Source organism: Streptosporangium sp. NPDC050148 (genome assembly GCF_055586505.1).
In genome coordinates this window covers 21,450-42,698 of record NZ_JBVJIA010000009.1, presented here as the reverse complement: position 1 = coordinate 42,698, position 21,249 = coordinate 21,450, and the positions used below count along the sequence as shown (strand labels likewise).

The following is a 21,249-nucleotide window of genomic DNA, read 5'->3' as shown; positions in this document are numbered from 1 at the left end:
GTGACCGGATCACGGCAGGTCAGGCTGGGAACACCGAACTTCATGTGATCTGGGGATGATAACGATGGGGCCATTCATGAGGCATATCGTCTGCCTTGCAGCCCTCACCGGCTGGATGGCCACCCTCGGGGTGTCGCCCGCGAACGCCGGTCCGGACGGCGGGCCGTCGCCGGGGACGCCGGTCATGGCGCGGGTGCCGGACCCGTCGGGGCCTTCGCGTCCGGCGGGCCCGTCGGGCCCCTCGGATCCGGCGGAGCGGCGGGGCGGGTCCACCGGCCTCGTCCTGGGCCGGGCGGTCGTGCTCTCCATCAACCAGGGAGCGACCATCTCGCCGACCACCCGGGTCGTGGTGCTGCAGTGCACGCCGATCAGGGGAGGAACGCACCCGAAGTCACAGAACGCGTGTGCGGCCCTGATCCGCGTGAACGGCGACGTGGGGAAGATCAAGCCGTCGACGAAGGCGTTCTGCCCGTTGATCTACGACCCGGTCACGATATCGGCGGGCGGCATCTGGGACGGCCGGTTCTACGTGTCCTCCCAGACCTTCAGCAACAACTGCCTGCTGCGGAGCTCGCTCGGAGACATCGCCGTCTTCTGACCGCGACCTCCGCCCGGCCCTCCAGCCCGGCCCTCCGGCCCGGCCCGTTCCGGACGAGGACCGCGACGGGGACCCGCCCGCGGGCGGAGCTACCGTGTCAGGGTGATCGATGTTCCCGCATACCTCCGCAGGATCGGCGCCCGGGTGGACGGCCCCCCGAGCGTGGAGTCACTGCACCTGCTCCACCGGGCCCACGCCGAACGCGTGCCGTACGAATGCCTGGAGATCTGGCTCGGACGCTCCACCACGGTGGATCCCGCGGAGTCGGCGGCCCGGATCGTCCGGGGCAGGGGCGGTTACTGCTACCACCTGAACGGCGCCTTCTCCGGGGTGCTTCGGGAACTGGGCTACCGGGTGACCAGGCACGTCGGCGGGGTCCAGGGACGCCGCCCCGAGGACCAGGCGGGGGCGACCGGCAACCATCTGGTGCTCACGGTGTCCGGTCTGCCCGATCCGCAGAATCCCGGTGGCGAGTGGCTGGTCGACCTGGGAATGGGCGACGGGCTGCACGCCCCCCTGCCGCTCGTCGCGGGCACCTACCGGCAGGGGCCCTTCACCTACGGCCTGCGTCCCTCGGAGGCGGAGCCCGGCGGATGGCGGTTCGACCACGACCCGCGCGGTTCCTTCGCCGGCATGGACTTCCGTACCGCACCCGCGCGGATGCCGGAGTTCGCCGGGACGCACGAGTTCCTGTCCACCTCCCCGGAGTCGGGGTTCGTCCGCGTGGCCACGGTCGCACGACGCGACGCCGGAGGCGCCGACATCCTGCGCGGCCTCGTCCTCACCCGGGTGGGCGACCGGGAGCACGGCCTCACCGCGGAGACCGAGCGCGACTACTTCGAGGTGCTGGCCGACGTCTTCGCGCTCCCCCTGACCGACGTCACCCCGGCCGAACGCGCCGCGCTGTGGCGGCGCCTGTGGACCGCCCACGAGAAGTGGGCGGCGGACCGCGGCTGATCCTTCCCCCTCCCCGGGCCGCCCTGGGCCGACCGCGGCCGACCCCGTTCCCCGGGCCGTCCCGCTCCGGCCGCGGCTGCCCCCCCGTTCTCCCGGCCGTCCCGCTCCGGCCGCGGCTGCCCCCCCGTTCTCCGGGCCGTCCCGCTCCGGTCGCGGGATCCGGTGGCCGCCTCGTCGCCTCTTCCGGGTCTTTGCGAGGATTCCCCTGTCCCATGAGGGCAGGGGCCGGAAACGAATACGACGGCGAAGTCCCAGTTCGTTGGTTCATGTGCCACTAAGTGACTATGTTGCTGTCCGCGATGGGATGGCGAACGGGGTGAGCAGGATCGACACTCAAGTGCTGGCAGGCCGCTACCGGCTGCTCAACCCCCTCGGCGAGGGCGGGGCGGGCACGGTCTGGCTCGCCGCCGACGAGACGCTCGGCCGCGACGTGGCGGTGAAGGAGGTACGGATCCCGCCCGGCCTCGACGCCGCCGGGCGGCAGGAGGTCTGTGCCGCGGCGCTCCGCGAGGCCAACCTCGCCGCCCGGCTCAAGCATCCCTCGATCGTGACCGTCCACGACGTGGTCATCGAGCAGGATCGCCCCTGGCTCGTCATGGAGCTGCTCTCGGGCGCGTCGCTGGAGCAGACCGTCCGCGACCGCAGCCCGCTCCCCGTCCACCAGGTGGCCAGGATCGGGGTCGGCATCGTCAGCGCGCTGGGTGCCGCCCACGCCGCCGGGGTGGTCCATCGTGACGTCAAGCCGGGCAACGTCTTCCTGACCAGGACGGGCAAGGCCGTCCTCACCGACTTCGGCGTCGCGGTGGTCGAGGGCGAGGGCACCTCCAGCCGTACCGACCACCTGGTCGGCTCGCCCAACTACATCGCGCCCGAACGGCTCCGCGGCGAGCGCGGCGGCCCGGCCTCCGACCTGTGGTCCCTCGGCGCCACCCTCTACTTCGCCGTCGAGGGGACGCCCCCGCACCCGGCGGAGAGCCCGATCGCGGCGATCGGCCGGGTGCTCACCGAACCGCCCAGGCCGCCCGAGCGGGCGGGCCCGCTGGGCCCGCTGCTGATGCTCATGCTCGACCCGGTGCCCGAGGCCCGGCCGTCCTTCGACGCGGTCGCCCGTTCCCTGGCCGAGCTGGCCTCCGGGCGCACGGCCGTCGCCCTGCCGCACGTCCCGGACCGTCCCGCGCCCGCGCCGTCGTACGCGCACGGCGGCGTCGTACCGCCGGACGGGCGGAGCCGGAGGCGCGCGGTGCTGTGGGCCGCCGCCGAGGTGGCTGCGGTCGCGGCGGTCGTCGGGATCACCTTCGGGGTGACGTTCCTGTTCGCCTCGGACTCCACGGCCGCCGGGGAGAAGAAGGTCGGGCTCAGCGAGAGTCCCGGAGTCTTCGCCACACCGGTGGACGTCTGCGCGCTCATCCCTGCGGCCATGGCCGGCCGGCTGCTGCCCGCTCCGGCGGAGGGCAAGCCCACCAACGACGGGGGATGCCAGTGGCCGACCTCCGGGGCCGGGCTGGAGGTGCGCCTGTCCGGGGACAAGCAGTGGGGCAAGAGCCCCCGCCAGGCCCACGAGCTGTTCGTGAACCGGCGCAACGGTGTCATCCCCAGCGGGGAGAACGCCTGGAGCTGGCCGGAGATCCAGGCCGGCCTGCGCTCCTCCCGCTCCACCGCGCCCAGGACGGTGAAGCCCGTCGGGGACGAGTCCTTCGGCTACGACGTCTACGAGAACCGGAAGACCGGCAGACTGGAGCAGAGCTACGTGGTCGTACGCGTGGACAACCTCGTTCTCGACGTCGGCTACAGCGTGGTCGACGGCAGCAAGGACGGACCGGCGATCCAGGCCGGCGCCCACACCGCCGCGACATGGATCGCGAACGCGTTGAACAAGCAGAAAGCTGGCGAATGAACCATCCAGACCTCCCCCGACCCCAGGGCAGGCACGCCGGTGGGCAGGCTTCCGCGCCGGGACCGGGGGTCGCCGGAGCCGAGGGCGCGCCGATGCTTGAGCAGAGCTCGCTGGAGCAGGTGATCGCCCGGTTCGGGCCGATGTCCCCGCAGCAGACCGCGGTGGTCGGCCTGGCCGTGCTGGACCGGCTCGTGTCCATGCACACGCAGGGCATGCTCCACGGTGACGTGCGGCCGAGTTCGGTGCTGCTCGGCCCGCACGACCAGATCACGCTCGCCGCCCCCTCCCTGCCGTCCTCGCTCTTCACCTCCCCCGAGGGCGTGACCAGCCCGGCCGCCGACCTGTGGTCGCTCGGCGCGACCCTGTACACCGCGGTCGAGGGCCGTCCGCCGTCGCCCGGCGCCTCCCTGGACAACGCCGGGCCGATCGCCCCGGTCCTGTTCCGCCTGCTCGCCGGGGAACCCTCCCAGCGACCGGACCCGGCCACCCTGCGGGCCGCGCTGGTCGACGTCTCCCGGTACCGTCCCGGGTCGCCCTCCCCCGCGGACGCGCCCCCGCCGGTCCCGCAGAACGTGCCCCCGCCCGTCCCGGGAGCCTCCGGTACGGACGCGTCCCCCCGCTTCGGTGTCGACGTGCTCAGCCCCTCCGCCACGCCGGCCCCCTTCTCCTCCGGATCGTCGCCCGCCTTCCCCCAGGCGGGAGCCTTTCCGCAGACGGCCGTCTTCCCCCAGGGGAACGTCCCGGGCTCCGGGACGGCCGCCCCTGGCTCCGGGAGTCCGGAGACGGCCGGACCCGCCGGGCCGGGAGGGCGGGAGGAGCACGGGGACGTCCCGTCCGCCGAGGGGGACGTGACCGCGCCCTTCAGAAAGACCCTGAACGACCAGATGTCCGACATCACGGCCGGCCTGACCCTGCGGGACGTCCCGGACCCCCGGCAGGCCCCGTTCCCCTCCCGGGACGTCTCCGCGTCCCGGCACCCGTCGGGTCCCTCACCCGTCCACGACCCGCTCGCGCCCCGGCAGGACCCGGCCGGACCGCCGGACGCGTCCACCACCCGGCAGGACCCTCCCGGAGGCCCGGACACGCCCGCCGCCTGGCTCGCGCTGCCCCCGGGCTCCCCGGCCCGGACGGCACAGCAGGGCCCCTGGCAGGGATCGCCGTCGGGGGCGCAGGGCCCCTGGCGGGAGCCGTCGGGCGCGCACCAGGGACCGCCGCGTCCCTCGCACGCCGGACCGCCCCAGCAGGGCCCGCCCGGCCCGCAGGACCGGGAACGGCCACAGGGGTCGGGGCCGCACGAGGCGCTCCGGGGACCCGGCCTGCCGGAGCCCGGACGGCAGGACCCGTCGCAGCCCGGCACGCCCTTCCGGCCGGGGCCGCCGCCCCACCCCGCGCACGGCCGGGCCGAGGTGAGCGGCGCGAGCGGCACCACCGGTGCGCCCCGCAGGCCGGAGGACGAGCCGACCGAGCGCTCCACGAGGACGGCGGGGGTGCTCGTCCCCAAGCCCGTGGTGGCGCTGACCGGGGCGCTGCTGTTCGGCATGGCGGTCGCCATCGGCGTGCTGCTCACCTCGGTGCTCACGAACCCGGCCGACGACGCGTTCCCCTCGGAGCCTCCGGGCGCCAAGGGCCGCTTCGCCACGGCACCCCGGGCCTGCAGCCTGCTCGACGAGAAGCAGGCCGCCGAGGTCGTCCCCGGCTTCAGGAGCTCCGAGGTCGAGCATTCCGCGTGCGACTGGCTCAACCAGCAGGACTGGCGCAAGCCCAACGTGGAGAAGTACGACCTGCGGGTCCGGCTGATCGCGCAGAAGGAGGTCGCCCGGGCCAGGGAGTACCTGGCCGGCAGGAAGAAGGACATGCTCGACAGGGGCCTCCTGGCCACCCCCAGACCCGCCCCGCCCAAGGACCTGAGCGGCATCGGCGAGGAGGCGTTCACCGCGAGCACGTCCAACTCCATCAACCTGTACGGCGGCTCGTACAAGACGACCGTGATCTTCCGGGTCAGCAACCTGATCGCCGAGGTCGACTACGAGCGGGGCGGCGTCAAGGAGGATCCGGACGGCCACATCAGCCAGGGCGCGCTGAAGGTGGCGCGGTGGCTCACCGAGTCCCTGAAGACCGATGACTGACGGGCTGGCCGGCCGGGCGGCCGGCCCGCTGCCCGTGCTGGCCGGCCGCTACCGGGCCCTGGAGAAGCTGGGCGCGGGCGGCATGGGCGTGGTGTGGCGGGCCCGCGACGAGCTGCTCCACCGCGAGGTGGCCATCAAGGAGGTCACGCTCGACCCGAAGCTGCCCGAGGCGCAGCGCACCGAGACGCGCGAGCGCACCATGCGCGAGGCCCGCGCCGCCGCCCGGCTGGGGCACCCGTCCATCGTCGCCGTCCACGACGTCGTCGCCCAGGACGGCCGCCCGTGGATCGTGATGGACCTGGTCCGGGGACGGTCGCTGGACCAGGCGATCCGGGCCGGCGGGCCGCTGCCGCCGCACCGGGTGGCCGCGATCGGCCTGGCCGTCCTGGACGCGCTGGCCCTCGCGCACAGCCGGGGCATCATGCACCGGGACGTGAAACCGGCCAACATCATGCTCTCCCACGACGGCGAGGTGCTGCTGACCGACTTCGGCATCGCCACCGTCGAGGGCGACGTCCAGCTCACCTCGCCGGACGCACTGGTCGGCTCTCCCGGCTACATCGCCCCCGAGCGGCTGCGCGGCCAGGGCGACGGGCCCGCCGCCGACCTGTGGTCCCTGGGCGCGACCCTGTACGCGGCCGTCGAGGGCCGGGGGCCCTTCCAGCGCGGCACGCCGGTCGCCACCCTCGGGGCGGTGCTCACCCAGGAGACGCCCTTCCCCTCCCGCGCCGGGGAGCTGGCCCCCGTCCTGCTGGCCGTCCTGGCCAAGGATCCCCGGCACCGGCCGGGAGAGGCCGGGTTGCGCGCCGCGCTGCGGCGGGTCGCCCAGGGACTGCCCGCGGGCCCGCTCGCCCCGGCGACCGTGCCGCGCCAGGAACTGCGGGTGGCGGACGGGGCCGGGGCGCCGCAGGGGACGGGGGCTCCCGCGGACCGGGCCGCCGTCCCGGCCGGGCGGCGCCGTACCGGCCTGATCGCCGGAGCCGCGGTGGGCGCGGTGGCGGTGGTGGCGACCGGGGTGGTCCTGATGACCAGGGACGATCCCGGGGCCTCCACGGTGCCGCAGCCGACCGGAGCAGCGCGGACGGCGCAGGTCGGACGGTTCGCCACCGCTCCCGAACCGTGCTCGCTGCTGACCACCTCGCAGGCCCTGACCGTGGTGCCGGGCGCGTCGTCCTCGCCGATGGAGTCCCAGAGGGGCGAGGAACCCTACTGCGTCTGGGACGGCCCCCAGGACGACCCGCCCGACCGCAGGCTGAGCGTCGCGGTCGGCCACAAGACCCCGGTCCCCGGCAAGAGCGGCCCCGAGACCGCCCACGCGTTCTTCGCCTCCGAACGCGCCAGGACCGTCGCCGACGAGGGCAGCGGCCCGTTCGGCACCACCGGGCCGCTCAGGAGGATCGACCGGATGGGGGCCGAGGCGTTCACCTACGACGTCGTCGGCCTGGACCGGGTCTCCTGCGTCATCCGGTTCCGGGTGAGCAACCTGCTCGTCAAGGTCGACCTCTCCGAGGACGGGAAGCGGGCCGGTACGCCGCTGCGGCGGCAGGCCCTGCGGATAGCGCGTCTGGTCTCCGAGGAGCTGAACAGCCGTGACTGAGAACGGCACGCCCCGCACCACCCGCACCGCCCTGGCCGGGTCCGACACCCTCACCGGCCGTGCCCGGCACGGCACGGACACCGGTACCGATACCCGGGGGACCGGATGACCGACCCCACCCTGCTGGCCGGACGTTACCGCCTGCTGGAACGCCGCGACCACGCGGGCACGAGCTGGCGCTCGCGTGACGAGCTGCTCCGCCGCGACGTGACGATCGCGGAGGTGCGGCTGCCGCCACCGGGGCCGTACCGGGAGGGGCTGCTCGCGCAGATCCGCGCCGCGGCGGGTCTGCGGCACCCGGGCGTCACCGCCCTGCACGACGTGATCCCGGGCCATGACCGGCTCTGGCTGGTCATGGAGGCGGTCGAGGGCCGTTCGCTGCTGCAGACCGTCAGGGCCGACGGCCCGCTCTCCGACGAGCGGGCGGCCGAGGTCGGGCTCCGGGTGCTGGACGCGCTGACCGCCGCCCGCGAGCAGGGGGTCCACCTGGCCGCCACCCCCGACACCGTGCTGCTCACCCGGAGCGGGCGGGTGGTGCTGACCGGTGTCGTCGCCCTCGCGACCGGTGACGAGCTCCACGACCTCGGCGCCACCCTGTTCACCGCCGTCGAGGGACGGACGCCCGGGACCGGTGAACGCCCGGTACCCGTGATCGGGGACGGGACGCCCCTGGCCGCGCCGGCCACCGGCCCGCTGGGCTCCACGGGTTCCGGCCCGCTGGTCCCGCTGGTGGAGGGGCTGCTGACGTCCGGCTCGGGCCACCGCCTCGACGCCACCTCGGTACGGCTGACGCTGGAGAGGATCGCCCCGGGAGCGGCTCCCGGTCCTGACCGGTCCGGCCCCGGCCGGGCGGGCGGGATCGGCGCGGGGTCGCGCAGGACGCTCCTCGCCGCCGCCGTCGCCCTGGCCGTCCTGCTGGTCGGCGGCGGCCTCGCCGTCTGGCTCTGGCCCCGTCCCGCCGAGCGGGCACCGGTCGCCGCCGCACCGGTCACGCTGCCCACGACGTTCACCCGCGAGCCCGACCCCTGCACGCTCCTGTCCGCCGACCAGGCGGCCACGCTGGAGCTGGAGACCACCCCCAGGAGGTCGGGGGACCACGAGTGCCGGTGGAGCACCGACACCAGGCAGCCGAGCAACCTGCGCTACAGCCTGCGGATCTTCGCCGTCCGCCTGCCCTCCGACGAGAAGGCCCGCGAGCTCTACGCGCGCTTCCTCGAGCAGGAGCGCACGCGGACCAAGACGTCCGTGGGCCTGCCGCTCACGGTCACCAGGCCCGCCGCCCCGGTGGCCGGAACGGGCTCCGAGGCCTACACCGTCGAGGGCACCAACAAGATCACCTACTACAGCTCGACGGTCTTCCGGGCGGCCAACCTCGTGGTCAGCGTCCAGTACGAGCGCGGTTCCGCCGAGGACGCCGGCAACAGCACGCGCGAGGGCGTCTCGACGGCCACCCGGTGGGTCCTGGAGAGGCTCGCCCGGGCGAGATAGCCCCATCGGCATCGGTGGAGCCCGCCGGCTCTGGGAAGCGCCGCCGACGTGGAGTGCCCCCGCCGGGGAGCATCATCGGCGGGGAGCGCCACCGCAGGGAGCGCCGTCTGCGGGGAGCACGAAGCGGACCGCGCGGCGTTCGAGCGGCCCTCCGCAGGCCCGGCAGAGCAGGACCGGGCGGGAGGCCGTACCGCAGAACGTGTGGGTGATGGAGAACGCCGAGCCCGCCGGGACGGGAAGCTCGCGCTGGGCCCAGTCGACCAGGAAGGCGAAGACCGAGAAGAAGGCCAGCCCCTTGTCGGTGAGGCGGTAGGAGCCGTCCGGCCGGGAACCGAAGACGTCGAGGTCGACGAACCGGCGCAGCCGGTCGGTGAGCACCGACGGCGCGATGCCCAGACCGGACTGGAAGTCGACGAAGCGGCGGACGCCGAGGAAGGCCCCCACGAGAACCCCGCTGCTCCAGCGGTCGCCGAGGATCTCCATGGACGCCGGACGGTAGCCGATCGGGTCGGCGGGGGCACCGGCGCGGACCGTACGGCGGTGCAGCCGGGGAGATCCGATCGCCTCGGGCGAGGCGGCCGCGCGGGACACGGCGCGCCCGCGACGGGCCGGGCCGGTCAGGGCGGTCGCGACCGGTGAGCCGTTCTCGGTCCGGGTGTCGCGGGCGCTCATCGGCCTCAGGCAGGTCCCGCAGCCGAGATAGGGCTCGGCGTCCCGGCCGCACCGCTCGTGCAGCAGCGGCGGGAGCCCTCCCGGGGCGACCCAGTCGCGTTCCCACACCTGGATGGCCATCAGCAGCGTCCACAACCGCAGCCCGCGCTCCGTCAGCCGGTACTCGTGGCGGGTGCGGCCGTCGCGGTAGGCCGACAGCTCGAAGACGCCGTGGCCGACCAGTTCCCTGAGGCGGGCGGCGAGGACCGACTCGGAGATGCCCAGCGCGTCGCGCCAGCCGGCGAAGGTCCTGATCCGCAGCAGGAACGCCCGCTGCAGGATCAGCAGCACCCACCGGTCCGCCAGGATCGCCAGTGCCTGCCCGATCGCACCGAGCTCGGTCCGCCTCGGCTCCCGCTCAGCGCCGCTCACACCCCGCCCTTCCACCCTGCCGCCGTCCGTACGGGCGCCCGTTCCCGGTGGGCACGGTCGTGCCCGTCCGCCCGCATCGCCGGTGTCACCGGCGTTTCCGGGCTCCGGTGGACGCGGCGGGAATCGTGCCCCTCCAACGGGCGCGGTGAACATCCGGTTCCCGGCGGGATGGCGGCGATCACGATATATCTCGGTCGGAACCACCGGGACGGGTCCATACGTTGAACCGGCGACGCACAATGAACTACAGACGGGGCGCCCGCCCCGCGTTCGGAGGATGTTGAGGATGTCGCCCGTCCAGAAGTACGCGATCGGCGCCGGAGCAGTGGTGTTCCTGTCGTGGCTGTTCCTGCCGAGTTTCGTGACGATGCTGATCCTCCTGGGCGTCGTCGCCGCCCCGGTCGTCGGCTACCTGATGCTCGACCCGTCCCAGCGCGCGCGGCTCAAGCGCTCCCGCCGCCGCGGTCTCGGCCGCTGAGGCGGCGCCGGAGGCATGCCCGGCCGGGCGTCGGCCCTGCCGGGGCCGGCGCCCACCCTCGCCACCCGATCCCCGCGGCCTGACCGGCCCGGCCCTCTCCGGGCCCGGTCCTCTCCGGGCCAGGGTCTTCCGGGCCGGGGTCTTCCGGGCCGGAGCCCTATCCGGCCGGGGCTCTACCGGGCCGCGTCCCGGCGGGCCGGGGCCGGTCAGGCGGCGGGGGTGGCGAGCTCCGCCTCCACCCGGCGGGTGACCTTGCGCTCGAACACGAACGACAGCAGCGGCACGGTGCCCGCGAGCATCACGCCGAGGATGTAGGGCCAGGTCCACCGGGCCTTCATGCCCAGGTTCATCGTGGCCACGAGATAGAGCATGTAGAGGAAGCCGTGGATCGGAGAGACGATCTTCGAGGGCTCCTCGATGCCGAAGCCGTACCTGAGCACGATGCAGGTGACCAGGACGAGCAACATCACGCCGACGATGTACGCCAGGACACGGAAGGGCTTGAGAGCGGATTCCACGGTCGGTTACCTCGGTCTTGAAGTTCGCGGTTCACGGGGTGGTGCGGGAACGGGACGGTGCGGGAACGGGGGCGGTGCGAGAACGGGGGCGGTGCGGGAACGGGACGGTGAGGGCGGGGGGCACGACGTCGTCCGGTCCCGATGGTTCCGGTTCACGGCGCGGCACGGGTCCGCGGCGCGGTCTCCGCGGGCGTGCCGGTGGCGTCCGTCGTCGCGGTCGTGGCGCCCGTCGGGGCCGTCGCGTCCCTCGGGGGCACGGCACCCGCCGGGACCGTCGCGCCGGTCCCCTCCGTCCGGCCGCGGAGCGCGTCGCGCACGAAGTGCCACCACATGAAGACCGCGAACAGCCCGAAGATCCACCACTGGGCGGCGTAGGCGAGGTTGCGCCAGGTCAGCCCGCCGGGCTCGGTCGGCGGGGAGATGCTCACCGGCTGAAGGGCGACCGCGGGGGCGGGCGACTGGGAGGCGGCCACCACGAACCCGTTGCGCAGCTTCGCCCCCCGCCACAGGTTGATCAGTTCGGCCGACGAGACGGTCATCACCTGTCCCGGCGGCAGTTGCCGGGGTCGGCGCTGCACGCTCTCGGTGTCCTCCGACGGCTGCAGCCTCCCGCTGACGGTCACCCTGCCCTCGGGCACCGCGGTCGCCGGGTCCTGGGCCGTGGCCACCCTGCCGCGCACGATCGGAACGGTCGTGCCGTCGCCGAGGTCGAGCGCGGTGAGCACCCACAGGCCGCCTTCGCGTCCGGCCACCAGGAGCTGCCTGGAGGGGTCGAAGGTGCCCTCCGCGGTCACCCGGCGGCCGATCATGTCGGCCGTCATGTGCCGTCCGGGCGTGGTGAGCGAGGCGACCGCCACCGGGGCGGGGTCGAGCGTCGACCGGGGCCTGCCGGAGTCCTCGAAGACACCGAGCTGCCACCTGCCCAGCAGCCCGCACGTGACGAGCGCTCCGATCGCGAGCAGGTGAAGCGCCACCACTCGGGCGGAGAACAGGATCCGGAGCATGACACCACGCTATCCGTCCCGGTCGGCGGTCCCGTCCCCAGCACCCACCCCGATCCGGTACCGGTACGCTCCGCCTCCGGCCTGGGCTCCCCGACATCCGGCACTCGATGCGGGCTTTCACGAAAGTGCCACAAATCAGTGTTGGGGAGGCGTCCCGTGTCGCTAAAGTCATCCCCATGTCAGATCCTCAGCAGATTGACCCCGCGGGCAACACCCAGGCGTTCCGCGCGTTCGCCCAGCGCAAGGACCCGGAGGCCGCCCCCGAGAAGCGGTCGCTCACCCTGCCGATCACGGCGGCAGTGGTGGTCGCGGTGCTGGTCGTCGTCGCCGTGGTCGCGTACCTGATGCTCTGATCCTCCGGCGACCTCCCGAGGACCGCGAGGGCCCCTCCACGCCCCCAGGGGTCTTCCGAGGGCTCCCGGCGCTCCCCGGGGGACGTTCGCGAGGACGTTCAGGGGCCCGCGGGCCCCTTCGGCGCCGATGGCCTCCGCCCTCGGCGCTTTTCGCGTTCCCGGGCCTCGCACCTCCGGGACCCCGCGTTCTCCGGACCTCGCGTTCCCTGCTTCCCGGACCCCGCGTTCACCAGATCCCGCGTTTCCCGGGTTCCCGGCTTCCCGGACTCCGCGTTTCCGGGACCTCGCGTTTCCCGGCCCCGTGCTCCCCGGACCCCGCGTCCCTCGAAGAAGCCCGTACCCTCGCGAATCCCCGCGTCCTCCCCGGTCGCGTCCCATACCGACCGGTCGGTGTGACGCGGCTCACCCTCGCCCCGCTATGGACGGCGGCACGGCCCGCTCATTACATTGGATCTTGAATCCAATAGCACGAGGCACGGAACGCTCCCATCGCCGCGACCGGACCAGGAGCACGCCGGAGAGGTCGTCACCGGAAACGGCCAGCGAGGAGACCGTATGAACGCGCGTCCCGGGATCACGATCATCGGTTCCGGTTTCGCCGGGCTGGGCATGGCGATCAAGCTCAAGGAGGCCGGGTACCACGACTTCGTCATCCTGGAGAAGGCCGCCGAGCTCGGCGGGACCTGGCGGGACAACACCTACCCCGGCTGCGCCTGCGACGTCCCCTCGCACATGTACTCCTTCTCCTACGAGCTCAACCCCGGCTGGTCGCGGATGTTCTCCCCGCAGGCCGAGATCCAGGACTACCTGCGGGCCTGCGCCGACAGGTACGGCCTGGGACCGCACCTGCGGTTCGGCCGCGAGGTCGTCGGGCTGGAGTACGACGACGCGGCGCGTGACTGGCGGGTGAGCCTCTCCGGCGGCGAGAGCCTCACCACCAACGCCGTGGTCTCGGCGACGGGCGCGCTGCACGTGCCGTCGCTGCCCGCGATCCCCGGCCGCGAGACCTTCTCCGGCCCGTCCTTCCACTCGGCCCGCTGGGACCACTCGGTGGACCTGACCGGCAGGCGGGTCGCCGTCATCGGCACCGGGGCCTCGACGGTCCAGTTCGTCCCCGAGATCGCCCCGCGCGTCTCCCGCCTGCACCTCTTCCAGCGCACGCCGCCCTGGATCCAGCCCAAGCCGGACTTCCCCTTCTCCCCGCGGGCGAAGCGGTTCCTCGCCCTGCCCGGCGCGGCCCGCGCGCTGCGCGCCTCGATCTACTGGGCGCTGGAGACCCGGGCGCTGGGCTTCGCCGTGGACCCGCGCCTGATGAGGGTCCACGAGACCTCGGCCCGGCGGCACCTGGCCGCCCAGGTGCCCGACCCGGAGCTGCGCGCCCGGCTGACCCCGGACTACACGATCGGCTGCAAGCGCATCCTGATCTCCAACGACTACTATCCGGCGCTGACGAGGGAGAACGTCGAGGTGATCACCGATGGGGTGCGGGAGATCCGGGAGAACTCGATCGTCGACGCCACCGGCCGGGAGACCGAGGTCGACGTGATCGTGTACGGCACCGGTTTCAAGGTCACCGACGCCCTGGGCGGGCAGCGGATCGTCGGCAGGAACGGCAGGAAGATCCAGGACGCCTGGCAGGACGGCGTGGAGGCGTACCACGGCATCACCACGACGGGCTTCCCCAACCTGTTCTTCCTGCTCGGCCCCAACACCGGCCTGGGCCACAACTCGGTCGTCTTCATGATCGAGGCCCAGGTCCGGTACGTCCTGGACTGCCTGCGCCTGCTGTCGAGGACGAAGGCCAGGGCGCTGGACGTCCGGCCCGAGGCGCAGCGCGCCTACAACGACCGCCTTCGCGCGCGCCTGGACCGGCTGGTCTGGAGCGAGGGCGGCTGCCGCAGCTGGTACCTCGACGAGCACGGCGTCAACAGGACCCTCTGGCCGGGCTTCACCTTCGAGTACTGGGCGCGCACCCGGAGGCCGAGGCCCGCGGCCTTCGACCTCGTCCCCTGACCCGCGGCGCGCGTCCCCGGTCCCGGCGGCGTGCACGGGCTCCCGGGCCGGGGTGTTCCCGGCCCGGGAGCCAGCACGGCCGCGGTTACCTGCGCTCGCTGACCACCAGGGCGCTGCCGCCGCCGCGCCGGGTCGGCTCGGCGACCGCCTGGAGCCTGCCGCGCGACAGGAACTCGACCGCCGTGGCCGCGCCGATCTCGGGGTTCAGCACCAAGCTGTGCCCCCGCCCGGTCAGCTCGGCGCCGTAGCGGTCGAGGTAGGCCTGCTCGGCCTGGGTCTGCGCGGTGTTGCGCTGCGTGGCACGCGGAGCGGCCAGCGCCTCGGGCAGCGACATGCCCAGGTCCCAGCGGTTGACCAGGATCTGCAGCACGGTGGTGATGATCGTGGAACCGCCGGGCGAGCCCAGCGCGAGCAGCGGCTTCCCGTCGGACAGCACGATGGTCGGCGCCATCGAGGAACGGGGCCGCTTGCCCGGTCCGGGCAGGTTCGGGTCACCCGGGGCCGGGCCGAAGGTGAAGTCGGTCATCTCGTTGTTGAGCAGGAAGCCCCGGCCGGGGACGACGATGCCGTTGCCGCCGGTCGACTCGATGGTGATGTTGTAGGCGACCACGTTGCCCCAGCGGTCGGTGACCACCAGGTGGGTGGTCTCGGGACCCTCGGGAGCGGCCTCGGTCGTCTGGGCCGACGGCGTGGCCGGGCACGGCCCGTACGTCCCGTCGGGGGTGCCCGGGGCGGCCGGGTGCGGCATCGCCCGCTCGCCGATCAGGCAGGCGCGCTCCTTGGCGAACCCGTCGGAGAGCAGTTCCCTGACCGGGACGCCCGGGATGTCGCCCACGTACTTCCCGCGGTCGGCGAACGCGAGCCGGGAGGCCTCCAGGTACTCGTGCTGGCCGACCTCGGGCAGCGCCTCCAGGATGTTCAGCGCCTCCCCGACCGTCGTGCCCCCCGAGGACGGCGGCTCCATGCCGTACACGTCCATGCCCTTGTACGTCATCTTCGTGGGCGGCCGCTCCAGCGCGCGGTAGGCCCTCAGGTCGGACGTCTCCATCAGCCCGGGGCGCACGTTGCGGGTGGAGCCCGGTGTGACCGGCGGCTTCTTGACGGTGGCCACGATCTCGGCGCCGAGGGGGCCGCGGTAGAGCCAGTCGCCCCCGCGCCTGCCGAGCGTGCGGTAGGTCTCGGCCAGCTCGGGGTTGCGGAAGGTGGAGCCGACCGCCGGCGGGGCGCCCCCGGGCAGGTAGAGCCTGGCGGTGGAGGTGAAGTCCTTGAACCGGGCCGCGTTGGCCGCGGTCTGGTCGTGGAAGGTCTTGTCGACCGTGAACCCCTTGGAGGCGACCTCGATCGCGGGCCGCAGGGCCTGGCGCAGCGAGAGCGTGCCGAACCTGCGCAGCGCCAGCTCCCACTGGGCCACGCTGCCGGGGACCCCGGCCGACAGGCCGCTGGTGACGGCCTCCTCGAACGGGATGCCCTCCAGGGACGTGGAGGTCATCGCCTTCGGCGCGGTCTCCCGGCCGTCGATCGTGTGGACCTTCTTGCGGCGCGCGTCGTAGTAGACGATGAACCCGCCCCCGGCCAGCCCGGCCGAGTAGGGCTCGGTCACGCCCAGCGTGGCCGCGGCGGCGACCGCGGCGTCGACGGCGTTGCCGCCCCGGCGCAGCACCTCCAGCGCGGCCTTGCTCGCGTCGAGGTCGACGGTCGAGACCGCGCCCCCGTACCCCTCGGCGACGGGCTTCTTCTCCGCGCGGGGTGGTTGCGGCGGCGTCTGCGACGCCGGTGCGAGCGTTCCCGGGGGCGCCTGGGGTGGCGCCGAGAGCGCCTGCGAGGACGCCGCCGCGGGGTTGACGAGCAGGACGGAACTTCCCGCGAGGATCCCCGCCAGGGGGACGGCGACACGACGATTGATCATTGATGACCTCCCGCAGACAGCTTGGCCCAGTCTCCGAGCCTTGTCAGCCCCCTTCCCTACCCCGGACGAAGTACCACCTTCTGCCCCACCGGGTGGACGCGGCCGCGGGGGAACGTCCGTACAGTGCTGAGCGTGCACGCCAAACCCCGTCCGGCGGACCTGCTGCTGCCCCTCGTCGCGGGGTTCTTCCAGGGCGTGGGCACGCTCGCCGCGCAGCGCTGGCAGATCCACGACCCGGGGCTGCTCCGCACCCCGCTCGACCCGCTGGGCTGCGCGCTACTGCTGACCGGCCCCCTCGCCCTCGTGGTACGCCATCGTCACCCGGTGTTCGGCATGCTCGTCGCGGTGGACTCGACCGCGCTCTTCATGGCCCTGGGCTACTCCTACGGCCCGGTCTTCCTCAGCCCGGTGATCGCCTTCCACCACGCCGTGGCCGCCGGTCACCGGCGGGTGGCCTGGCCGGTCTGGGCCGCGGCCTACGGCTTCGTCGTGGTCTACACGGTCTGGTTCGCCCCGGTCCCCACCCGCGACTGGTTCCACCTCCTCACGGTGGCCGCGCTGATGGGCCTGGTGCTGGTGGTCGCGGAGTTCTCCCGGACCCGCAGGGAGCGGCGGGCCGAGCGCGCCAGGACCGAGGAGGAGGAGTCGCGGCGGCAGGCCAGCGAGGAGCGGCTGACCATGGCCCAGGAGCTGCACGACGTGCTCGCGCACAACATCTCCCTCATCCACGTGCAGGCCTCCACCGCCCTGCACCTCATCGACGAGCATCCCGAACAGGCCCGGACCGCGCTCACCACGATCAAGCAGGCGTCCAAGGACGTGCTGACCGAGATGCGCTCGGTGCTCAGCGTGCTCCGCGACGACGCCCCGCGCTCCCCCACCGCCGGGCTCGGCCTGCTCGACGACCTCGTCGGCCGCACCGGGCTGCCGGTGGAGCGGGAGGTCACCGGCGAGGTCAGGCCGCTGCCCGCCGAGGTCGACCGGGCCGGGTACCGCATCGCGCAGGAGGCCCTGACCAACGTCGCCCGGCACGCCCCGGGGGCGTCGGTCAGGCTCGTGCTCGACTACGGGCCGCGCACGCTGACCGTCCGGGTGACCGACTCGGGCACCGAGGGCGGCGAGGCCCACGCGGAGGGCCTGGGGGGCGGGAACGGCATCCCGGGCATGCGGGAGCGGGCCTCGGCCCTCGGGGGGACGCTGACCGCCACCCGCCACGGCCGGGGCTTCCGCGTCGAGGCCCGGCTCCCGCTCCCGGAAGCGTCCCGGCCGCTCCCGGAGGCACCACGACCGATCCCGGAGGCACCCCGATGATCAAGATCGTTCTCGCCGACGACCAGGCGCTCGTCAGGGCCGGGTTCCGCGCCCTGCTCGACGCCCAGCCCGGCATGACCGTGGTGGGCGAGGCCGGGGACGGTGCCCAGGCCCTCCGGCTGGCCGCCGAGCAGCGGCCCGACGTGATCCTGATGGACATCCGGATGCCCGGCATGGACGGGCTGACCGCCACCCGCGAGATGCCCCCCGGCCCGAAGATCATCATCCTGACCACCTTCGAGCTGGACGAGTACGTCTTCGAGGCCCTGCGCAACGGCGCCAGCGGCTTCCTGGTCAAGGACACCGAACCGGCCGAGCTCATCCAGGCCGTGCGGGTGGTGGCCGCGGGCGACGCCCTGCTCTCCCCGGGCGTGACCCGGCGCCTGATCGCCGAGTACGCCAGCCGCGCCAAGGAGCCCCGGCGCACCCGCGAGCTCGGCTCGCTCACCGAGCGGGAGCGCGAGGTCCTCGCCCTGGTCGGCACCGGCATGACCAACGACGAGATCGCCGGCGCGCTGTTCATGAGCCCCGCCACCGCCAAGACCCATGTGAGCCGGGCCATGATGAAGCTCCACGCCCGCGACCGCGCCCAGCTCGTCGTCATCGCCTACGAGTCCGGCCTGGTCCGCCCCGGCTGGGCCTGACGCTCCCCCCGGCCGCGCCCGGTGGGCCGCGTCGTACACCGCCCGCGGTAGGGCGGGACGGGACCGCGGGGCGATTCGCGGCGAGGCCCCCGGCGGGAGGCTTGACGTGTCGAAGGAGGTGAGGACATGGACGTCCTCTCGATGGTCCCGTCAATGGTCCCGCACGGCGGGCCCGGACCGTGGTGGCCGGTGTTCCCGGCCTTCTGGATCGTGTTCTGGATCGTGGTGGCGACGCTGGCGTTCCGGGCCCGCCGTGCGGGCCGGGGGCCGTGGGCCGCGCGCCGCACGCCCCCGGCGGCTCCCCCGCAGAGCCCGACCGCGGCGGCCGAGCAGATCGTCGCCGAGCGGTACGCCCGCGGCGAGATGAGCGGCGACGAGTACCTGGAGCGCGTGTCGGTGCTCCGCAGCGGCGCCTGACCGAGATCCCGGGCGGCCGGTCATCCGGGCGGCCGTCCGTCCGTCCGCTCGGCCCGTCCGCTCGTCCAGGAGCGGTCGGGCGCTCCTCCGGGAGCGGACGGACGGCCGCGGGTCCGGAATCGGGAACGGCGCGGGCCCGATGTGCATGATTACCTTCCGTCACCGATCGGTTACGTGTCACCCTGTGATCTGTCGGCCGCGTGCCGTCAGCGAGGAGGGTGACATGGAATGGGGGCCCGACGACCCGGAGACGACCGCGGGGCTGGTGCCCACTCCCCGCATGCCCGCGCACGAGAACGACGCCGACGGCGAGACCGGGCTGCTGCTCGCCGCGCACGGCGGTGACGTGCAGGCCGCCCACCTGCTCGGCCGTCACTTCGCGCAGCGGGGCGACCGGTCGGCGGCCCGGCACTGGTGGGAGCGCGCCGCCGCCGCGGGCAACCTCGACAGCGCCTACAACCTCGGCGTCTGGCACGAGAAGCACGGCAGCCCCGGGGACGCCGCCAGGTGGTACGAGCTGGCGGCGAAGGCCGGTGACGTCGAGGCCGCGGTGAACCTGGCCACGCTCCTGCTCGACCAGCACGGTGACGTCCCGGCCGCCCGCCGCTGGTTCGAGACCGCGGCCAGGGCGGGCTCGCGGGGGGCCGCCCGGCGGCTCGCGCTGCTCTGCGAGGACTGCGGGGAGGCCGAGGCCGCCGGGGAGTGGCACCGCAGGGCGGCGATGGACGGAGACCTCGCCTCCGCCCACGACCTGGGGTTCCTCGCCTACGCGTCCGGGGAGGAGGACGAGACGCTGCGCTGGTGGGAGCTGGCCGCCCGGGGCGGTCACGCCGACGCGGCCTACCATCTGGGGCTGTTCCTGCAGGCCAACCGGGATCCGGAGGGGGCGGAGGCGTTCTTCCGGCTGGCCGCCAGGAACGAGCATCCCGGCGCCGCGTCCCAGCTCGGCGGGATCGCGCTCTCCCTGGGGGACCTGCGCACCGCCCGCGCCTGGTTCGAGCGCGCGGCCTGCACCGGCCGGATCGACGACCAGCGGACGGCCGGGTTCGTGTGCGTGGAGATGAGCGACGCGCAGGGGGCCAGCCACTGGTTCAGCCGGGCTGCGGCGGGTGGCGATCCCGAGGCGGCCTTCAATTTCGGTCTGCTCCTCATCGCCGAGCACAGCGATCTCCAGGGCGGGCAGCACTGGTTCCGCCAGGCGGCACAGGCCGGTCACCACCGGGCCGCGGTGGAGCTGGCCGCGCTGCTGTCGGCCGCGGGTTTCGCCCGCGAGGCCGAGCGCTGGCTGCGCGATCCGCCGTCCCCGCTGTGGGACCGGGCCACCGAGCCCGAGCTGGTCGCCCGGGCCGAGCTGGCCGCGGCCGCCGTCGCCCGCCGGGGCGGCACCCCGCTGAGGGTCTCCGACCTGACCGAGGTGCTCGGCACCTGGGATCTCGTCACCCGGCCGCTGCGCGACCACACCGACGTCACGACCTGGCTGACCGAGCGGAGCGGGCTGCCGCGGGGCGCCGTCGAGCACCTGGCGTCCGTACGGGCCACGCTGCTGCGTCCCGGCGGGGCGCCCTGGCCGACCCCGGTGGAGATCGAGCACGTCCTGGTCACCGCCCGCGCGCTGCGCACGGCCCTGCCCACGTGACCGGGCCGTGGGGCCGATCACGCGGGCGGGGACGGGACGACCTGCGCCGTACGGCAGCGGGTCGTACGGCCCGGCGGGGACGTCAGGCGGCGAGGGCCTCGGAGACCGGCACGTGCGGCAGGCCGAGGGAGAGGCCGACCTGCTCGTTGGTGAGCCGCCCGGCGTGGGTGTTGAGGCCCGGGGCGAGGGAGGCGTCCCGCTGGAGCGCGGACCTCCAGCCGAGGTCGGCCAGCTTGACCGCGTAGGGCAGCGTGGCGTTGGTCAGCGCGTAGGTGGAGGTGTGGGCCACCGATCCGGGCATGTTGGCCACGCAGTAGAAGATCGAGTCGTGCACCCGGTAGGTCGGCTCGGCGTGCGTGGTCGGCCGGGAGTCCTCGAAGCAGCCGCCCTGGTCGATCGCGATGTCGACGAGCACCGAGCCCTTCTTCATCCGGGAGACCAGCTCGTTGGAGACCAGCGTCGGGGCCTTGGCGCCGGGGATCAGCACCGCGCCGATGACCAGGTCGGCCTCCAGGACCTCCCTCTCGATCGCGTACGAGGTCGAGACGAGGGTCTTCATCCGGCCCTGGTAGATCGCGTCGATGAAGCGCAGGCGGTCCACGTTGAGGTCCAGGACGGTGACGTCCGCGCCCATGCCCACCGCGATCTGGGCGGCGTTGAGCCCGGACACGCCGGCCCCGATGACGACCACCTTGGCGGGGGCCACCCCGGGCACGCCGCCGGGCAGCACCCCGCGCCCGCCGTTGAAGCGCATCAGGTTGTACGCGCCGACCTGCGGGGCCAGCCGGCCCGCGACCTCCGACATCGGCGCGAGCAGCGGCAGGGTGTTGCCGACCTGGACGGTCTCGTACGCGATGGCGGTGACCTGCCGCTCCAACAGGGCGGCGGTGCACTCGCGACCGGCGGCGAGGTGCAGGTAGGTGAAGAGCACCTGGCCGGGGCGCATGCGGTGGTACTCCTCCGCGATGGGCTCCTTCACCTTGAGGATCATCTCGGCCTGACCCCACACCTCGTCGGCGGAGTCGAGGATCTTGGCCCCGGCGCCGAGGTACTCCTCGTCGGACAGGTGCGAGCCGAGGCCCGCGTCACGCTGGACGTAGACCTCGTGACCGTGGCGGACGAGCTCGTGCACCCCTGCCGGGGTGGCCGCGACGCGGTATTCGTGGTTCTTGACCTCGCTGGGGACGCCGATCTTCATTGATCTTCCCTTTCCTGTCATCGGTACG

18 protein-coding genes are annotated in these 21,249 nt (G+C 73.9%); 13 read left to right on the top strand and 5 right to left on the bottom strand.

The window, feature by feature from the left end; translation table 11 throughout:
* Positions 1–76 precede the first annotated feature (76 nt).
* The 6 genes from ACZ6RT_RS12305 (at position 77) to ACZ6RT_RS12280 (ending at position 8,660) form a co-directional block, all read left to right on the top strand.
* Complete coding sequence (locus ACZ6RT_RS12305; RefSeq protein ID WP_399187694.1) at positions 77–598, top strand: SSI family serine proteinase inhibitor; 522 nt, start codon at positions 77–79, stop codon at positions 596–598.
* A gap of 102 nt (positions 599–700) precedes the next feature.
* Positions 701–1,555, top strand: coding sequence for an arylamine N-acetyltransferase (locus tag ACZ6RT_RS12300; RefSeq protein ID WP_399187696.1), 855 nt, complete (start codon positions 701–703; stop codon positions 1,553–1,555).
* 316 nt (positions 1,556–1,871) lie between these two features.
* Complete coding sequence (locus ACZ6RT_RS12295) at positions 1,872–3,449, top strand: protein kinase domain-containing protein (protein ID WP_399187698.1); 1,578 nt, start codon at positions 1,872–1,874, stop codon at positions 3,447–3,449.
* A gap of 92 nt (positions 3,450–3,541) precedes the next feature.
* Entirely contained in the window at positions 3,542–5,575 is a 2,034-nt protein-coding gene (locus ACZ6RT_RS12290) for a serine/threonine-protein kinase (RefSeq protein ID WP_470153405.1), read from the top strand.
* Positions 5,568–7,172, top strand: coding sequence for a serine/threonine-protein kinase (locus ACZ6RT_RS12285; RefSeq protein ID WP_470153404.1), 1,605 nt, complete (start codon positions 5,568–5,570; stop codon positions 7,170–7,172). The genes ACZ6RT_RS12290 and ACZ6RT_RS12285 overlap by 8 nt, the downstream gene beginning before the upstream one ends.
* 105 nt (positions 7,173–7,277) lie before the next feature.
* Complete coding sequence (locus tag ACZ6RT_RS12280) at positions 7,278–8,660, top strand: protein kinase family protein (protein WP_470153402.1); 1,383 nt, start codon at positions 7,278–7,280, stop codon at positions 8,658–8,660.
* 72 nt (positions 8,661–8,732) lie between these two features.
* Here the strand turns inward: ACZ6RT_RS12280 and ACZ6RT_RS12275 are convergent, their stop codons facing one another.
* Complete coding sequence (locus ACZ6RT_RS12275; RefSeq protein ID WP_470153400.1) at positions 8,733–9,743, bottom strand: winged helix-turn-helix transcriptional regulator; 1,011 nt, start codon at positions 9,741–9,743, stop codon at positions 8,733–8,735.
* Positions 9,744–10,029: 286 nt separating this feature from the next.
* Between ACZ6RT_RS12275 and ACZ6RT_RS12270 the strand changes: the two genes are divergently transcribed.
* A complete protein-coding gene (locus tag ACZ6RT_RS12270) occupies positions 10,030–10,221 on the top strand; it encodes a hypothetical protein (protein ID WP_344888966.1) in 192 nt (63 codons plus the stop codon).
* Between the two features lie 206 nt (positions 10,222–10,427).
* Here ACZ6RT_RS12270 and ACZ6RT_RS12265 read toward each other — a convergent pair whose 3' ends face one another.
* Both ACZ6RT_RS12265 and ACZ6RT_RS12260 read right to left on the bottom strand, forming a co-directional pair.
* Positions 10,428–10,739 (bottom strand): DUF3817 domain-containing protein, encoded by a 312-nt coding sequence (locus tag ACZ6RT_RS12265; protein WP_344888969.1) that lies wholly within the window; start codon positions 10,737–10,739, stop codon positions 10,428–10,430.
* Positions 10,740–10,891: 152 nt separating this feature from the next.
* Positions 10,892–11,743 carry an SURF1 family protein gene (locus tag ACZ6RT_RS12260; RefSeq protein WP_470153397.1) on the bottom strand — a complete coding sequence of 284 codons (852 nt, stop codon included), beginning with the start codon at positions 11,741–11,743 and terminating at the stop codon, positions 10,892–10,894.
* 176 nt (positions 11,744–11,919) lie between these two features.
* Here ACZ6RT_RS12260 and ACZ6RT_RS12255 point away from each other — a divergent pair, with 176 nt between their 5' ends.
* Both ACZ6RT_RS12255 and ACZ6RT_RS12250 read left to right on the top strand, forming a co-directional pair.
* Positions 11,920–12,096: a hypothetical protein gene (locus ACZ6RT_RS12255; RefSeq protein ID WP_399187710.1), complete on the top strand. Its 177-nt coding sequence runs from the start codon at positions 11,920–11,922 to the stop codon at positions 12,094–12,096.
* 555 nt (positions 12,097–12,651) lie between these two features.
* The gene (locus ACZ6RT_RS12250; protein ID WP_470153394.1) at positions 12,652–14,109 is read left to right on the top strand and encodes a flavin-containing monooxygenase; all 1,458 of its coding nucleotides are present in this window, start codon (positions 12,652–12,654) and stop codon (positions 14,107–14,109) included.
* Between the two features lie 85 nt (positions 14,110–14,194).
* On the opposite strand, the gene ACZ6RT_RS12245 is transcribed toward ACZ6RT_RS12250, so the two are convergent.
* A complete protein-coding gene (locus ACZ6RT_RS12245) occupies positions 14,195–16,015 on the bottom strand; it encodes a gamma-glutamyltransferase family protein (protein WP_470153393.1) in 1,821 nt (606 codons plus the stop codon).
* A 132-nt stretch (positions 16,016–16,147) separates the two neighbouring features.
* Here ACZ6RT_RS12245 and ACZ6RT_RS12240 point away from each other — a divergent pair, with 132 nt between their 5' ends.
* The 4 genes from ACZ6RT_RS12240 (at position 16,148) to ACZ6RT_RS12225 (ending at position 20,023) form a co-directional block, all read left to right on the top strand.
* The gene (locus ACZ6RT_RS12240; protein ID WP_470153392.1) at positions 16,148–17,326 is read left to right on the top strand and encodes a sensor histidine kinase; all 1,179 of its coding nucleotides are present in this window, start codon (positions 16,148–16,150) and stop codon (positions 17,324–17,326) included.
* Positions 17,323–17,970 carry a response regulator transcription factor gene (locus tag ACZ6RT_RS12235; protein ID WP_470153390.1) on the top strand — a complete coding sequence of 216 codons (648 nt, stop codon included), beginning with the start codon at positions 17,323–17,325 and terminating at the stop codon, positions 17,968–17,970. Before ACZ6RT_RS12240 ends, ACZ6RT_RS12235 begins: the two co-directional genes overlap by 4 nt.
* 126 nt (positions 17,971–18,096) lie before the next feature.
* Positions 18,097–18,387: an SHOCT domain-containing protein gene (locus tag ACZ6RT_RS12230; RefSeq protein ID WP_399187719.1), complete on the top strand. Its 291-nt coding sequence runs from the start codon at positions 18,097–18,099 to the stop codon at positions 18,385–18,387.
* Positions 18,388–18,610: 223 nt separating this feature from the next.
* On the top strand, positions 18,611–20,023 hold the full coding sequence (locus ACZ6RT_RS12225) for a tetratricopeptide repeat protein (protein ID WP_470153388.1): 1,413 nt from the start codon (positions 18,611–18,613) through the stop codon (positions 20,021–20,023).
* 82 nt (positions 20,024–20,105) lie between these two features.
* Here the strand turns inward: ACZ6RT_RS12225 and ald are convergent, their stop codons facing one another.
* Complete coding sequence (ald, locus tag ACZ6RT_RS12220; RefSeq protein ID WP_399187723.1) at positions 20,106–21,221, bottom strand: alanine dehydrogenase; 1,116 nt, start codon at positions 21,219–21,221, stop codon at positions 20,106–20,108.
* Positions 21,222–21,249: the final 28 nt, after the last annotated feature.

Coding starts and splice junctions, on each gene's coding strand:
- ACZ6RT_RS12305 (WP_399187694.1), top strand. CDS start 77: ATGAGGCATATCGTCTGCCTTGCAGCCCTCACCGGCTGGATGGCCACC.
- ACZ6RT_RS12290 (WP_470153405.1), top strand. CDS start 3,542: ATGCTTGAGCAGAGCTCGCTGGAGCAGGTGATCGCCCGGTTCGGGCCG.
- ACZ6RT_RS12285 (WP_470153404.1), top strand. CDS start 5,568: ATGACTGACGGGCTGGCCGGCCGGGCGGCCGGCCCGCTGCCCGTGCTG.
- ACZ6RT_RS12280 (WP_470153402.1), top strand. CDS start 7,278: ATGACCGACCCCACCCTGCTGGCCGGACGTTACCGCCTGCTGGAACGC.
- ACZ6RT_RS12270 (WP_344888966.1), top strand. CDS start 10,030: ATGTCGCCCGTCCAGAAGTACGCGATCGGCGCCGGAGCAGTGGTGTTC.
- ACZ6RT_RS12260 (WP_470153397.1), bottom strand. CDS start 11,743: ATGCTCCGGATCCTGTTCTCCGCCCGAGTGGTGGCGCTTCACCTGCTC.
- ACZ6RT_RS12255 (WP_399187710.1), top strand. CDS start 11,920: ATGTCAGATCCTCAGCAGATTGACCCCGCGGGCAACACCCAGGCGTTC.
- ACZ6RT_RS12250 (WP_470153394.1), top strand. CDS start 12,652: ATGAACGCGCGTCCCGGGATCACGATCATCGGTTCCGGTTTCGCCGGG.
- ACZ6RT_RS12245 (WP_470153393.1), bottom strand. CDS start 16,015: ATGATCAATCGTCGTGTCGCCGTCCCCCTGGCGGGGATCCTCGCGGGA.
- ACZ6RT_RS12235 (WP_470153390.1), top strand. CDS start 17,323: ATGATCAAGATCGTTCTCGCCGACGACCAGGCGCTCGTCAGGGCCGGG.
- ACZ6RT_RS12230 (WP_399187719.1), top strand. CDS start 18,097: ATGGACGTCCTCTCGATGGTCCCGTCAATGGTCCCGCACGGCGGGCCC.
- ACZ6RT_RS12225 (WP_470153388.1), top strand. CDS start 18,611: ATGGAATGGGGGCCCGACGACCCGGAGACGACCGCGGGGCTGGTGCCC.
- ald (WP_399187723.1), bottom strand. CDS start 21,221: ATGAAGATCGGCGTCCCCAGCGAGGTCAAGAACCACGAATACCGCGTC.